We start from the raw sequence: 13,908 nt of genomic DNA on the forward strand, positions 1-13,908 counted from the left end.
ATTTTGCTTTATTAATATTAGAATTTGAGTTAAATACTGAAATTCAATTCTTGAAAAACGAGGGCGTTGTTGCATAAATCAAATTTTTGATGTCATTCCCGCGTAGGCGGGAATCCAGGCTTTTTTTGTCATGCTGAACTTGTTTCAGCATCTCTTATAGTAGATACTGAAATAAATTCAGGATGACTTAAAAATATTTTTTTCTGGATTCCTGCTTTCGCAGGAATGACACACAGCACTTTTTTCGATCTATGCAACAATGCCAAAGACGAGCAAAATACAAACAATTTTTGGAGAGATTTTTATGACCGTGTCATTTATTAACCTAGCACAATTTGCTACTTTAACCGACGAGCAGAAGGCAGAATTACAAAAACTTTCGGATAGAGCAAATAATGTTGCTAAGGCTACTGTCGTAAATCTAAAAGATTTTCGTAAAAAGATGCGTGATATTTTGCGTAATTCTTTAGTCGAATTTTCAGAAACGGAAAAATTAGATATCGAAAAGCTTTTTGACGATACTATAGGAAAAGCTCAAGATGCTTTGTTAGAAACTATAGAAAATACTTATCAAGGGCAACTTAAAACAACGGATATTTTTCTATTTGACGGCGTTGTTGCAGAAAAAATTCTGAGCGTTCTCAAGAAAATCTTAGAATTTGAAGAAGCATTAGACAAGATGTATCCGGGAACCTCTAAAGCAATTATTGAATCATTAGAAACTTTGTTAATTGGAGCTATTTCTACGCAGCTACCGTTAGTCGGAGCTTTAATAAAAATGAGCGGTATTTTTGATAAAATAAATGATGTTATCGGTCATGAAAATCTACTGCCTAAAGTAAAAAAGTGGCATAAAGATATTCAGACAATGCAAGAAAAAATAGCGAATAATGAAAAACTTGGAGGAGTTTACCAAAAAGCAGAACAAACTGCTGAAGTTGCAGAAAAAGCTGAAGTTGCACCGCATAAGGTAGCTGCATTAAATTTAAACAAAGATTCGTTAAAGGAAGCAAGTAAAAAGGTTTTTAATGATCAGGAAAAAAAGTCTGTTAATAAGATTGTTGAAGCGTCTGAATCAATGCCTAAAAGTAAAAAAGAAGTGGAAAAAACAATATCGGACATAAAAAATGATTTGGAAAAAATTATTCCGGCAGATATAGATAAGGATAAATTAATGTCTGCAAAAAAATTATTTCAGAGAATTTAACTAAGGCAACGGTAGAATTGGCGAAAGTTGTTAACCCGCAAACTTCTTTTGCTGAAAAAGTAGCGGCATGTTGTGAAGCAGCTAACAATATAAAAGAGATTGCCGAAGAAATGACAAAAATAGCTGAACGAGTCCCCGGCGGTAAAAGGTTAGTAAGTGCAATAAATAGCACCGTAAAAAGAGGCGTAGAAACTATATTACCTAAAGAAATCGTGGTACTTAAAGAATTAGCACCGGTTATAATGAGCATGGTAGGGATAAGTAAAGCTATAATAACTAAAATATCTAGAACAGAAACACCGAGTCAGTCGAGAGGAAAATGACCGCCCACGGTGAGGAGGAATTGGCGTTGTTGCGTGGCTCATAATTTACCGTTATTACAAGTCATGGTGTCATGCCGTGGCTTGACCCTGTGTTGTACGAACGTTGAAAAAAGGTTGTGTTATGCCGTGACTTGATCGGCATTGTTGCGTGGATTGGTTTTACACTTTGTGTCATTCCCGCGAAGGCGGGAATCCAGAAAAAATACTTAAAATAGGCAAAATTGTATAAAAATTTACTATATAATTCGCTTAAATATTCTCTGGATTCCCGCTTTCGCGGGAATGACATCAAAAATTCGGACCACGCAACAACGCCGAAAACTTAAAAGAGGATAAAAAATGCTAAATACTAATATTTTAATAGCCATAATGGGCTTGTCATTAGTGGTAATATTTCTAATTTACAAAAAATTTTCTGCTAATCGGAAAAATATCAATCTAACGGAAAATACTTTAAATGCTGTAACAGTTCCTGAAGTGCTTGGAATTAATAATAGAAAACAGCAAGATAAGAAACTTACTATGCAAGAAAGGATAGAATTATCCTGGAAGTTTTTATATGATATTACGGATATAATTATTAACAAATTTTCTAAAGAAGATGTTCAGGAGGTAAATAAATATGGTCATGTGCTACTGGAGAACGGCGGGAGATATGAACATATAGTCGACCTTGCTATAAAACAAGTAAAATCTCAAACTCAAAATGTTGAACAAAGCCAGTCAAAAGGCTCAAAATTAGGGGTATAGCTTCGATTATTAACATCTATGCACTTCGAAAATAAACGTCTAATTCAATATAAACAACAAAGAGGGTTAAATTTATAAATTCTATTTTTTTAAAACTAAAACCTACTTTCAGTATTTTATTTATTTTAGTAATAATCTTCCCATCCGGGTTGTTTTTTTTACTTAGTGGAGCTACTCTTTCCTTCTGGCTAAGGGAATCCGGGTTTGATAAAATCACTATCGGGCTTTTTAGTTTAGTGAATTTTCTTCAGATATTTAAATTTTTATGGGGACCGCTACTTGAGAAAATAAGTTTTTCAAATCCAAACTCTCAAGGCTATAAATATTGTTTAATCTTTTCGCTGCTCGCCTGCATTATATGTTTATACACTTTAACACTCTTTAAACCTGATAATGATTTTACATTATTTGCTTTGACGTTAGTAGTTTTAGGATTTTTTTCTTCTATTTATCAAACACTTGTTCATTCTTCTCAAATATTGCTTGTTAGTAGTAAAAATTGGGGTTTAAGCGAAGCTGCTTGTACGACGGGTTTTAGAATAGGTCTATTAGTTGCAAGTTCCGGAGCATTGTATTTATCTACTATTATCTCATGGGAACAAGTTTATCAAATTATGGCAATTTTATGTTTGCCGTCATTATTTTTAATAGTATTTTATTCTTTTTGTATTGATATTGGTACTAGCTCTCACATTTCTTATAAATTCTTACCTGCTTTTTACGATTTTATTAAAAAACCAAAGTTACTATTAATCGTTAGTTTTATGTTGCTATATAGGCTGCAAGATAATTTTGTCGCTATGATGCCGAATATGTTTTACCTAGATATCGGCTATTCAAAAACGGATTTAGCACTCGGCTATAAAGCTCTAGGGCTGGGTGCAGCTACTGTGGGCGGATTTCTCGGCGGATATTTATGCTACAAATATGATTACCGGTTTATATTTAAAAGAGTGTTAATATGTCATGCATTATCCGGTTTATCTTTCCTATTCCTTTATTATTACGACAGAAACCTTGTTAACTTATATATAGTAGTTTTTCTTCAAGAACTTACTAAAGGATTAACGCTTTCGCCCTTTTTTTCCTATCAATTAAAATGCTGCACTCAAAAATATTGTATAACTCAAATTGCGATATTAACCTCTACCGCTGCTATTACTCCTATATTTTTAGGTAGCGTCTCAGGATTCAGTGCTACTTACCTTGGATGGCCGTACTTTTTTATATTATCGAGCTTTTGTTTTATTCCGGCTTATATATTAGTAAAATATTTACCGGAATAGAATTTACAAGTTTAGTATTCTAATTAAATTCCTCATATATTCAGGATAGCCTGGATGGTCACGGCGTCAAGAGACGCCTCGCCATGACGATTCTTAGAGCCGGGCAACAATGCCAACACTCCAAATTATAGGGAATGACAAATTAAATCATCTCAATTAAAATATATTGGGATATTATTTGCTAATCACTGCAAAAGCGATACAAACAGGGTAATCATCCGAAATAGATAGATGGATATTTACGGAAGTAAATTTTTCTAAGTAATTTGAGGCGAGCTCAACAAAAGGTTTCCCAAAGCTATCATTTAATATTATGATATCTTTAAAGCTGATTCCCATACCGATTCCAGTACCTAGAGCTTTACTAATAGCCTCTTTTGCGGCAAAACGTTTTGCTAAAAAACCGGCATGTGCTTCTTCATTTAGTAAAGCAAGTTTTTTTAACTCACTTACTGCTAGAATTCTTTTAATAAAACGCTCTTTATATAAAGATAATATTTTTTCGATTCTAGGAATTTGTACTATATCTGTTCCAACGCCGACGATCATAAATATACTGCTCGTAAATGAAGAGTTAGTTTAATTTATTATTTTTCTACTTTTTTTCTAAACTAAATAATTGTTCTTGAAAAGCAAGATAATTCATATCTATATTTAATATTTTCGTTTATGAAATTCCTATTTTCTAATATTACGATATTTGTAGTTATAAAGCAAGGATAGCTTAAGCAGAGAACCTTGTTGCATGGATCAAATTTTTGATGTCATTCCCGCAAAAGCGGGAATCCAGAGAATATTTAAGCGAATTATATAGTAAATTTTTATATAATTTTACTTATTTTAAGCGTTTTGTCTGGATTCCTGCTTTTGCAGGAATGACATATAGCATTTTTCTCGATCCATGCAACAACGCCGGAAATTTACGGTAGTAAATTGACGAAGCAATCCAGTAAAAATGCTAATTTTAGCATAATTTTATTATGTTTTATGGATTGCCACAGCCACTTCGTGGCTTCGCAATGACGATTTTGCAACGTTCGTACAACGCAGTAATTACCCATAATTTCATGCTTGCAATATTTTCAAGGATGATGTATAAAACTTTAGCTTGTTATCCTTTACATAAAGGCCCCTTCGTCTAGCGGTTAGGACACCACCCTTTCACGGTGGGAACACGGGTTCGATTCCCGTAGGGGTCACCATACAACAAGACTCGCCACAGCTAGGAATGACATCAACAGCAGTTAAACCACTATGTTACATTCACATAATGTTTCTATTGACTAATTTTTAATATAATAATATGATACCGCAAGTGTTTATAATTTTTTAAGAGATATTTTTCATGTTCGCAGTCATAAAAGCAGGTGGAAAACAATATAAAGTAGGTACAAACAGTATCATCAAAGTAGAAAAGATTGAGGGAGAGCTTGGTGCTAAAATCAGTCTTGATCAAGTTTTGATGATAGGTGAAAACTCAAAACCATCTTTTATCGGTACTCCAATGGTAAAAGGGGCAGTTGTTACCGCTGAGATTACTAACCAATTTAAAGATAATAAAATTATCGTCTTTAAGAAAAAGCGTAGGAAAAATTATCGTCGTAAAGCCGGTCATAGACAGGAATTGACAGAGCTAAAAATATTAGATATTACTAAACAATAATAGAAGAATAAAGGAATTATAAAATGGCAACCAAAAAAGCTGGCGGTAGTTCTAGGAACGGAAGAGATTCAGCCGGACGAAGGCTAGGAGCAAAAAAAGCAGACGGTCAATATGTAATACCCGGTAATATTATTGTCAGGCAACGCGGTACAAAAATTCATCCCGGAAAAAATGTCGGTCTTGGTAAGGATCACACTATATTTGCGTTGATAGAAGGCTTGGTTGAATTTGTAACTAAGAAAGATCAAAAATTTGTTAACGTTAACGCTAGAGAAGAAAAAGTAAGTGCATAGTTACTTAAACCGTCATTGCGGGGATATGTATGTGTTGTTGCATGGATCAAAAAAAGTGCTATATGTCATTCCTGCGAAGGCAGGAATCCAGAAAAAACACTTAAAATAAAAATTTACTATATAATTCGCTTAAATATTCTCTGGATTCCCGCTTTTAGCTAGAATGACATACTGCTGATTTATCGATCCACGCAACAAGACCTCCTCGCAATGACGATTCCGGGAACCATGCAGCAACGCTAATGCCCTGCGGGAATGATATCTTCAGAGATTATTCCTTAAATTGAAGTCTATGTGCAATAACGCTTCCCCCTCAATAACAAGGCTTTTATAATTTATGGCCTTAATAATTCAAAAATTCGGCGGTACTTCCGTCGCCAACATCAATAGAATAAACGCAATTATTCCTATAATTAAATCTGAGCTAACACAAAATAATCAGCTAATAGTGGTTGTTTCCGCTATGGCAGGGGTAACAAATCAACTAGTTACCTTATGTAATGAGATATCCTCTCTTGGCAATGCAAATCAACTGGCGGAATATGATGCTGCTCTTTGTAGCGGTGAAATGGTTACCGCTTCATTGCTTGCTTTAAGATTGCAGGAAGAAGAAATAAATGCTAGATCAGTATTCGCTTGGCAATTACCTATCATAACTAATAGTAATTATAGCAAAGCTTTAGTCGAATCAATATCTACATCCTTATTAAAGGAATGTATAAATTTAAATGTTATTCCGATAATTGCCGGTTTTCAAGGAATAAATTGCTTGGGTAGGCTATCTACCTTAGGTAGAGGCGGATCAGATACTAGTGCGGCTTTAATTGCTGCTGCGATGAAAGCGGATAGATGCGATATATATACCGATGTTGAAGGGGTATTTACTGCCGACCCAAGAATTGTTCCCAAGGCAAAAAAATTAAATAATATAAATTTTGAAGAAATGCTCGAATTTGCTTCAAGCGGTGCAAAGATACTTCATTCTAGAGCTGCAGAAATAGTAAAGCGTTATCAAATACCTATGCGTGTTCTTTCTTCTTTTACTTCAAAAGTAAGCGGTACATTAATTACTTCAAAGGATAAAATTATGGAAAATAGAGTAATTACCGGTATTACGTCTAATAAAAACTTATTAAAAATATTAATAGAAAATCCAACAATAAGTTTTATCAAAACCGCCGGTATAATCGCCGCAAGCAATAGCCATATCGAATTAATGCAGGAAATTGCTCCGAAAAAACAATATAGTTTCATCACCGGCTTAGCTGATAAAAATAACTTACAAAATTTACTTACTAAGCTAAAGAAAAATAATCAAATAGGTAATTTTGTTCTTGATGTCGAAATCGCTATAGTGTCCATAATCGGTCACGGCATTAAAAATGATCATAGCTTACTTGAAACTATATTAGCTAATTTAGAAAAAGATAATATAACAATAAAAATGGTGCAAATATCAGAAATTAAAATTTCTCTCTTAATCAATGATCAAGATACCGAAAAAACAATCTGTAATTTACATAATCTCTTCGAAATATCAGGCACTATCTCTTAAATATAGTAAATTAATAACGGTGTTGTTGCATGGACAATGGCATTCGGTTAAGGATAAATTACGATGCAGGATACGGAAAGAGTGCCAAAAATGAGGCATTTTTAAGTATACTTTCCCGTCGTTTGCAAAAAAGATTTGCAAACTCTAGCCTGTGGTTCGCTCTCGTTGATGAGGTAGAGTAGAGGCAATAATAAATTACAGCACAGGCTCAACCACAGAACCACAATTTAAATTAAAGTAATAAGCAAGAATATAATTGACGTATGCCGCTATATATGCCACAATGGCGGATAATAACTAAATGGAGCTATATGCTATATTATGAGTACAGTAGATATTAGGGTACGCGTTTCGGAAGACGTAAAGGTTGAAGCAGAAGAAATATTTAAACAAATGGGTATGACTATGTCAGAAGCCATGAGGATATTTCTAAATCAATGTATAAATAGTGGCGGTTTGCCTTTTAAACCACACGCTAAGAGTCCCAATAAAGAAACGTTAGACTCATTTAAGCAGGCAGAAAATGGAGAGTTTAAAACCCATAATTTAAATCAGTTTGAAAAATTTTTAGATGATATGGCTAAATGAAGCAAATTCGCTCTACTGTAATTTTTAATCGTGATTTAAAACGATTGGTTAAGAGAAGCAAAAATATAAAAAAAATACAAGTAATAGTAAGTATGCTTGTAAATAATACCCCCCTACCGGCAAAATACAGACCTCATAAACTTACAGGTGATCATTATCCAAAATGGGAATGCCATATTGAACCTGATTGGCTATTAATATACGAAGTAAAAGAAGATGTAGTTATTTTATATCGCACAGGCACGCATGCTGACTTGTTTTAAAATAACTTACTAATTTTGTTATATTGTTATAAGTAGATTTCCGCCTTTAGCTAGAATGACACAAAGTGTAAAACCGATCCATGCAACAATGCCTCCGCATTATCAAATATCCAATAAAATCAACCTCCAAAATATGAACAAGGCATATATACCACTAGCGGTTACGTATTATGACCAAATTTTATATAATTTGTTTTATTGGTACTTATTTATATATTAAACTTAATAATTTCTATATAAATCTCTTCTATTTACAGCTTATTATATATATATTAAAAAAATAAATTTTTTTTGGGTAGTGCAAAAGCCCCATTAGCTAATGGCTTATTTGGTGTTTATTTTTCCCCTCTTCTATATATTCCTTTACTCTCAAGGCTAGGCTTATATAATTTAAAAAGCAAAAGAATGACTCTTAAGAAATTAATAATTTAAAAAAGTGCTAGTTTTAATAATAATGTGATGATTCTTATAAACAAGTCATAATCAATATAGATAGGTAGGTTTAAAACTATAAATTCGTTTATTAGAAATAAATTTTTGTAGGTCTTCAATGTTTCTTAAAGGTAAATTTTACGGGAAAAAGTGATAATGAGCGATGTTAAAAAAGAATATTCAAAAGGAGAATATAGTGAGCATTTAAGAAATTTTATAAATAATACGCTAAAAGAAGACGGGTTAAACTCATATGAATTAAGCAGAATTATGGGTTGCAGTGAAACGGTGCTTGGAAGTTTTCTAAAAGGTGGTACAAAAACACTTAATAGCGGTACAGTCGTGGAACTAGCAAAGTATAAAAATGTTTCTTTAGATGAAGTATTAGGTAGGCAGGTTAAGGAATCGTTACAAGAAGTAAAAGTAAAAAATGAAAATATATTTAAAAAGGATGAACAAAAAATACCGGCATTTTTGAGTAAGTTAGCCCCTGAAGTACAACAATCACTTATGGAAATAAGAGAAGAGGCAAAAAAATTTAAATATAATAACACCTCTAATAAAGAACTAAATGAACAACATAAAAAGCCCTTTAAACCTACCGAGCGAGCTCGTTAAATACAAACAGGTTCTTGTGTAAATAAGTAATGGAATGGACCTCCCTATATACAGAATCAATAACAGTAGTTATAGTTCTAGAATAGGAAATTAATCCTAGACAACAATAAGGAGGTCCAAATGGAAGTTACCACAATTGGCATAGACATTGCAAAAAGAATTTTTCAAATTCATGGGGTAGATAAAAACGGGAAGACGGTACTGAAGAAAAAATTGATGAGAGATCAAGTATTGAGTTTTATGGCTAACTTACCAAAATGTTTAGTAGGAATGGAAGCTTGCGGAGGAGCTAATTATTGGGGAAGAGAAATAACAAAATTAGGACATGAGGTTAAATTGATAGCTCCACAATTTGTAAAACCGTATGTAAAAACTAATAAAAACGATCAAGCAGATAGCGAAGCAATATGCGAAGCGGTAGCAAGACCAAATATGAGATTTGTTCCGATCAAGAGTATAGAGCAACAAGATATTTTGTCAATTCATAGAATAAGAGCAAGACTAGTAAGAAATCGTACGGCACTTGCTAATGAAATTAGGGGATTATTGCATGAATTCGGTTTAATTATTCCGCAAGGGATAAATAAAATTACTGCCGAATTAACGGAAATTTTAGATAGCGGAACTTTAAGCCGACTTAGTTATCAAACGTTTAATGAGTTGAAAGAAGAATTTGTAGAGAATGATAAAAAAATAACAGAGTTAGAAAAACGATTAAAAATACTAGTCGGTGGATTAGAACATTATAAACAATTAACAGCTATACCCGGTATAGGTTTAATTACCGCTACGGCATTAATAGCAGCAATAGGTAATGCAAAATATTTTGAGAACGGCAGGCAATTATCGGCATGGCTCGGTTTAGTACCGAAACAATATTCTAGTGGCGGTAAAGATAAGCTACTTGGGATTAGTAAAAGAGGTGATATTTATTTGCGTACTTTATTAATTCAAGGAGCAAGAGCGGTACTAAATGCTAAACTAAGATTTACAACCGAAGCACAAAAAAATAAAAAAGACTTTAGTAAATTTACTGAATGGATGTTTAATTTATCGGAACGATGCGGGCATAATAAAACTACCGTCGCAATAGCGAATAAATTGGCACGAGTAGTATTTGCAGTATTACGTAACGGCAACGATTATAATGAAAGTAAAGTTTGTAGCTAACAAAAGATGAATAACTTAATAGTATTAAATATTTAATTAAGTGTTAATAATAAATAGATAATAAAATAAAACGAATGATATAGAGATACCAACCTAGAATATGCGTGAGAAATAATATTGACGGTAAATAAGACAAACCTTAGCCTATGAAAAAACTGATTGACACACAGGCTCTAATGAAGCCGCAAAAGTGATAAGTAAAAGTTTGTAGGTAGCGAATTCCATCAGGGCTATATGATAAATTTGAAATAATTTATCAATTATAAGCCGGATACATGTCTGCATTTGCTTCTTTGCTATTAAATATTATTTTTTTCTTGCATTATTAGGGAGGTCCATACATGTGTAGACCTTATCGAGCAAAAACTAAGGGCAAGGTTGAGCGATTTAACAGATATATAAGAGAAAGCTTTTATAACCCATTAGCGACAAAATTAAAAACTGCAGAGTTAGTGTTGGATGTGGATACTGCAAATTCGGAGGTGCTAAAATGGTTGCGTGATACTGCGAATCGGCGTGTGCATGGCACAACAGGCGAAATACCTGCAGAAAGATTAAAGTTTGAAAGGAGCAATCTTCAGCCACTACCATTGGATTATAGCGGTAGTCATCCTGCAGTACTAGAGATTATGGAAGATAAAAGGAAACGATTTTCTACAGTTTCCTTACAACATTCCCTCTGCATATACCAAAGTATACTGGAGGCATTATGAACCTGCAGCACCAACGTATAGAAGAGCTATGCCGCTCTTTAAACCTTATTCAGATAGCTGAAAATTATTTTGATATTGCACAATCCTCTAGTAAAGAAGACTCAAGTTATACGGATTTCCTTGAGTCAATATTAAAAACAGAGCTGTTGGCACGACAGAATAGAAGTAAATCAATACTCACCAGAATGGCAGGCTTTCCTGCTATTAAAACGCTGGATAATTTTGATTATGATTTTGCTACAGGAATAAAACGCAAGATTCTAGAAGGTCTAAGGTCTCTGTCTTTTGTAGAAAGACAGGAAAATATTATTCTGCTTGGTCCTTCTGGAGTAGGGAAAACCCATATAGCTATTGCCCTTGGTTATGCAGCTACACAATGTGGAATCAAGACTAAATTTTCAATAGCTGCAGATTTGATGCTTGTACTTAATGCTGGGCTAAATCAGGGAAACCTGGACTCCATATTCAAAAGAGTCATACTACCATATAAATTACTTATAATAGACGAATTTGGGTATCTGCCGTTAAAACAGGAACAAGCTAATCTGTTATTTCAAGTTATAGCAAAGCGTTATGAGAAGGGTAGCATAATTCTTACAAGTAATCTGCCATTTGGGCAATGGCATAATAGTCTTGCTCAGGATAGTGCTCTTACAGCTGCTATCTTAGATCGTCTGCTTCACCACTCCACTATACTCAATATCAAAGGTGATAGTTTCAGGCTTAAGGATAAAAAGAAAGCTGGTCTTGTGCCAATAGAAATTATTAATAAACAGGAGGATAATTTTATGACTTAAATATCAGATTTTTTTTTATGATACTGTATCAATTTTCAGCCGGCACATATTTAAAATCTGTATCATTTTTCGACCGCTGTTGACACAATATTTGGTAGCTTTAGAGATAATGTAATTCCTTTGCCCGGAGAAATAGACTTTGCTATTTATGACTTAGCAACAAAAAAATTACTTCACAAAGTATATTCTTTTTATGGTGAACATTCAGCTGCTTATTTACGTAACTTAACACATACACATTAAGCAGATATTGCTCAAATAGAAAATGCTGAAGATGGGTGGTGGATGAACTATGATAGTGGCGTACCTGCTGAAGATATTACAGAATACCTGTTAAAGGTAAAGCAGAAAAAAGAAGGTAATAAAAGTTGAAAGTCATTTGGTCTGATAAAACCCTAGAGCAGTTACAATTTTGGAAATGTACTAACCCAAAAATAAGTAAACGTATTAGGCAAATAAAAAGCTAAAACTCTATTTTTGATACTAACTTATCTTAAAAAAAGGTTAATTTAAATTGGCTTTATTATTAAAGCTGTAATATTCTTCCTTCTAATATTCATCACACTATTATTCCTAATGTTATTAATACTATAGAATAATACTACAACCCTTTTGCTTTTATAGACCGCCTTTACCAGCTTTCAATTACCCATAAGTTATAAAATAATATACAATAGGAAAAAATTTATGAGTAAATAATGCCAAGAAATAAATTTTCAACACAAGCAGAATTAAGTAAGGTAGTAAGAAACCATGGTCAGAAGAAGTGGTTAGATAGCGATAGTGCAGGTAATGGTTTTAAGGATAAGCGTTTACAGCAACGTTTTAGAAAACTACTTGAACAGATATGGAACAGTTTAGGTCAAACTATACCTCTTGCCTGTCAAGACTGGGCAAATACTAAAGCTGCATATAGATTTCTGTCAAATGATAAGGTAAGCACACAAGAGATATTAGAAGGACATTTCCGGATTACAAAAGAACGTGTATCAGCTCATAAAGAAGGAAAGATACTTGTACTTCAGGACACTACAGAGTTTTCATATAATAGAATAAAAGCTGAAGATATAGGCTGGACTCAAAACATCCATACAGGTAAGGATATAATGGGTAGACCTATCTTGCATAAAAAATGTGGTATTTTAATGCATTCAAGTTTAGCAATAACTGACAATGGTTTACCACTAGGTCTTTGTGCCATCAAGTTTTGGACACGCAAGCAATTTAAAGGAACTAATGAATTAAAAAAACGTATTAACTATACCAGATTACCTATTGAAGAAAAAGAAAGTTATCGCTGGCTAGAAAATTTGACACAATCGACTGTTCTACTGAAGGCACCACAGAGATGTGTTCATATTGGGGATAGGGAAAGTGACATTTATGAATTATTTGTAATAGCGAAAGAATTTGATACGCATTTTCTTGTCAGAATTTGTCAGGATCGGTTAATTGAAGATGGCTCTCGTACTATTACTAATAAAATGAATACGGTAAAAATCAATGGATTGCACAATATTGCGATCAAGAGCTCGGATGGTAGTATGATAGAAGTGGCCTTAGAAATCAGATATCAGAATATAAAAATACTTCCTCCTGTTGGTATTAAGCAGAAGAAATATCCAGCATTACTACTCACAATCATCCATGCAATAGAAAAAGAAACGCCAACTAGTAGAGAAAAAATAATATGGAAGCTTGTTACAGATTTACCTGTTACAACAATAGATGAAGCCATTGAAAAACTCGATTGGTATGCCTTAAGATGGAAAATAGAAACTTTTCATAAAATACTCAAGTCCGGTTGCAGAGTTGAATCATTAAAACTCAGGACAGAGGCACGCCTGAATAATATTATTGCTATATTCTGTATAGTAAGTTGGAGAATTTTTTGGATGACTATGATGAATAGGTGTACACCTAATGCACCACCAGAATTAGCTCTAACAGATGAAGAAATTACCCTAATTAATGCCTTGCCCAATAATAAAGCTAGTGATAACATACAAAACAAAACTCTTTCTTATTACTTAACCAAGATAGCCAGGCTTGGCGGGTATATGAACAGAGCATTAGACCCACCTCCTGGGAATATAGTAATGTGGAGAGGGTTGTCTAGGTTGGTTGACCTTAGGTTAGGATTTAATATTGCAATGAAAATGACTTATGGGTAATTGAAAGGTGGTCAAGGCGGTAATGACATCTACTCTCTACGTCCGCCGTTTAATGCCTTTGTAGAAATACCAAAAA

At 33.5% G+C, this 13,908-nt stretch carries 14 protein-coding genes, 1 tRNA gene and 1 pseudogene; 15 read left to right on the forward strand and 1 reads right to left on the reverse strand.

Annotated features, from left to right (window positions below):
* The first annotated feature begins 304 nt into the window (after positions 1-304).
* The 4 genes from AAGD48_RS03635 (at position 305) to AAGD48_RS03650 (ending at position 3,566) form a co-directional block, all read left to right on the forward strand.
* Positions 305-1,207 carry a hypothetical protein gene (locus AAGD48_RS03635; protein WP_341790474.1) on the forward strand — a complete coding sequence of 301 codons (903 nt, stop codon included), beginning with the start codon at positions 305-307 and terminating at the stop codon, positions 1,205-1,207.
* A gap of 17 nt (positions 1,208-1,224) precedes the next feature.
* Complete coding sequence (locus AAGD48_RS03640; protein ID WP_341790475.1) at positions 1,225-1,530, forward strand: hypothetical protein; 306 nt, start codon at positions 1,225-1,227, stop codon at positions 1,528-1,530.
* A 339-nt stretch (positions 1,531-1,869) separates the two neighbouring features.
* Complete coding sequence (locus AAGD48_RS03645; RefSeq protein ID WP_341790476.1) at positions 1,870-2,280, forward strand: DUF2660 domain-containing protein; 411 nt, start codon at positions 1,870-1,872, stop codon at positions 2,278-2,280.
* Positions 2,281-2,354: 74 nt separating this feature from the next.
* Entirely contained in the window at positions 2,355-3,566 is a 1,212-nt protein-coding gene (locus tag AAGD48_RS03650; RefSeq protein ID WP_341790724.1) for an MFS transporter, read from the forward strand.
* A gap of 174 nt (positions 3,567-3,740) precedes the next feature.
* On the opposite strand, the gene acpS is transcribed toward AAGD48_RS03650, so the two are convergent.
* Positions 3,741-4,115: a holo-ACP synthase gene (acpS, locus tag AAGD48_RS03655; protein WP_341790477.1), complete on the reverse strand. Its 375-nt coding sequence runs from the start codon at positions 4,113-4,115 to the stop codon at positions 3,741-3,743.
* Positions 4,116-4,693: 578 nt separating this feature from the next.
* Here acpS and AAGD48_RS03660 point away from each other — a divergent pair.
* The 11 genes and pseudogenes from AAGD48_RS03660 (at position 4,694) to AAGD48_RS03710 (ending at position 13,832) form a co-directional block, all read left to right on the forward strand.
* A tRNA-Glu gene (locus AAGD48_RS03660) sits at positions 4,694-4,768 on the forward strand.
* Positions 4,769-4,911: 143 nt separating this feature from the next.
* Positions 4,912-5,229 (forward strand): 50S ribosomal protein L21, encoded by a 318-nt coding sequence (gene rplU, locus AAGD48_RS03665; protein ID WP_253308208.1) that lies wholly within the window; start codon positions 4,912-4,914, stop codon positions 5,227-5,229.
* Positions 5,230-5,252: 23 nt separating this feature from the next.
* Positions 5,253-5,522, forward strand: a complete 270-nt coding sequence (gene rpmA, locus AAGD48_RS03670; protein WP_341790478.1) for a 50S ribosomal protein L27 — start codon at positions 5,253-5,255, stop codon at positions 5,520-5,522.
* A gap of 337 nt (positions 5,523-5,859) precedes the next feature.
* Positions 5,860-7,077 (forward strand): aspartate kinase, encoded by a 1,218-nt coding sequence (locus AAGD48_RS03675; protein WP_341790479.1) that lies wholly within the window; start codon positions 5,860-5,862, stop codon positions 7,075-7,077.
* Positions 7,078-7,398: 321 nt separating this feature from the next.
* Entirely contained in the window at positions 7,399-7,665 is a 267-nt protein-coding gene (locus AAGD48_RS03680) for a type II toxin-antitoxin system RelB/DinJ family antitoxin (protein ID WP_341790480.1), read from the forward strand.
* Positions 7,662-7,928: a type II toxin-antitoxin system YafQ family toxin gene (locus AAGD48_RS03685; RefSeq protein WP_341790481.1), complete on the forward strand. Its 267-nt coding sequence runs from the start codon at positions 7,662-7,664 to the stop codon at positions 7,926-7,928. The genes AAGD48_RS03680 and AAGD48_RS03685 overlap by 4 nt, the downstream gene beginning before the upstream one ends.
* Before the next feature lie 588 nt (positions 7,929-8,516).
* Entirely contained in the window at positions 8,517-8,978 is a 462-nt protein-coding gene (locus AAGD48_RS03690) for a helix-turn-helix transcriptional regulator (protein ID WP_341790482.1), read from the forward strand.
* A 120-nt stretch (positions 8,979-9,098) separates the two neighbouring features.
* Positions 9,099-10,148, forward strand: a complete 1,050-nt coding sequence (locus tag AAGD48_RS03695; RefSeq protein WP_341790483.1) for an IS110 family transposase — start codon at positions 9,099-9,101, stop codon at positions 10,146-10,148.
* Between the two features lie 335 nt (positions 10,149-10,483).
* Positions 10,484-10,739: pseudogene (locus AAGD48_RS03700) on the forward strand (IS21 family transposase); the annotation flags it as partial.
* Positions 10,740-10,857: 118 nt separating this feature from the next.
* Positions 10,858-11,658 carry an IS21-like element helper ATPase IstB gene (gene istB, locus AAGD48_RS03705; RefSeq protein WP_341790484.1) on the forward strand — a complete coding sequence of 267 codons (801 nt, stop codon included), beginning with the start codon at positions 10,858-10,860 and terminating at the stop codon, positions 11,656-11,658.
* Positions 11,659-12,356: 698 nt separating this feature from the next.
* Positions 12,357-13,832 carry an IS4 family transposase gene (locus AAGD48_RS03710; RefSeq protein WP_341789378.1) on the forward strand — a complete coding sequence of 492 codons (1,476 nt, stop codon included), beginning with the start codon at positions 12,357-12,359 and terminating at the stop codon, positions 13,830-13,832.
* The last annotated feature ends 76 nt before the right edge of the window (positions 13,833-13,908 follow it).

The organism is Rickettsia endosymbiont of Polydrusus tereticollis (assembly GCF_964026385.1).
In the GTDB taxonomy this organism is placed as follows: Bacteria; Pseudomonadota; Alphaproteobacteria; order Rickettsiales; family Rickettsiaceae; genus Rickettsia.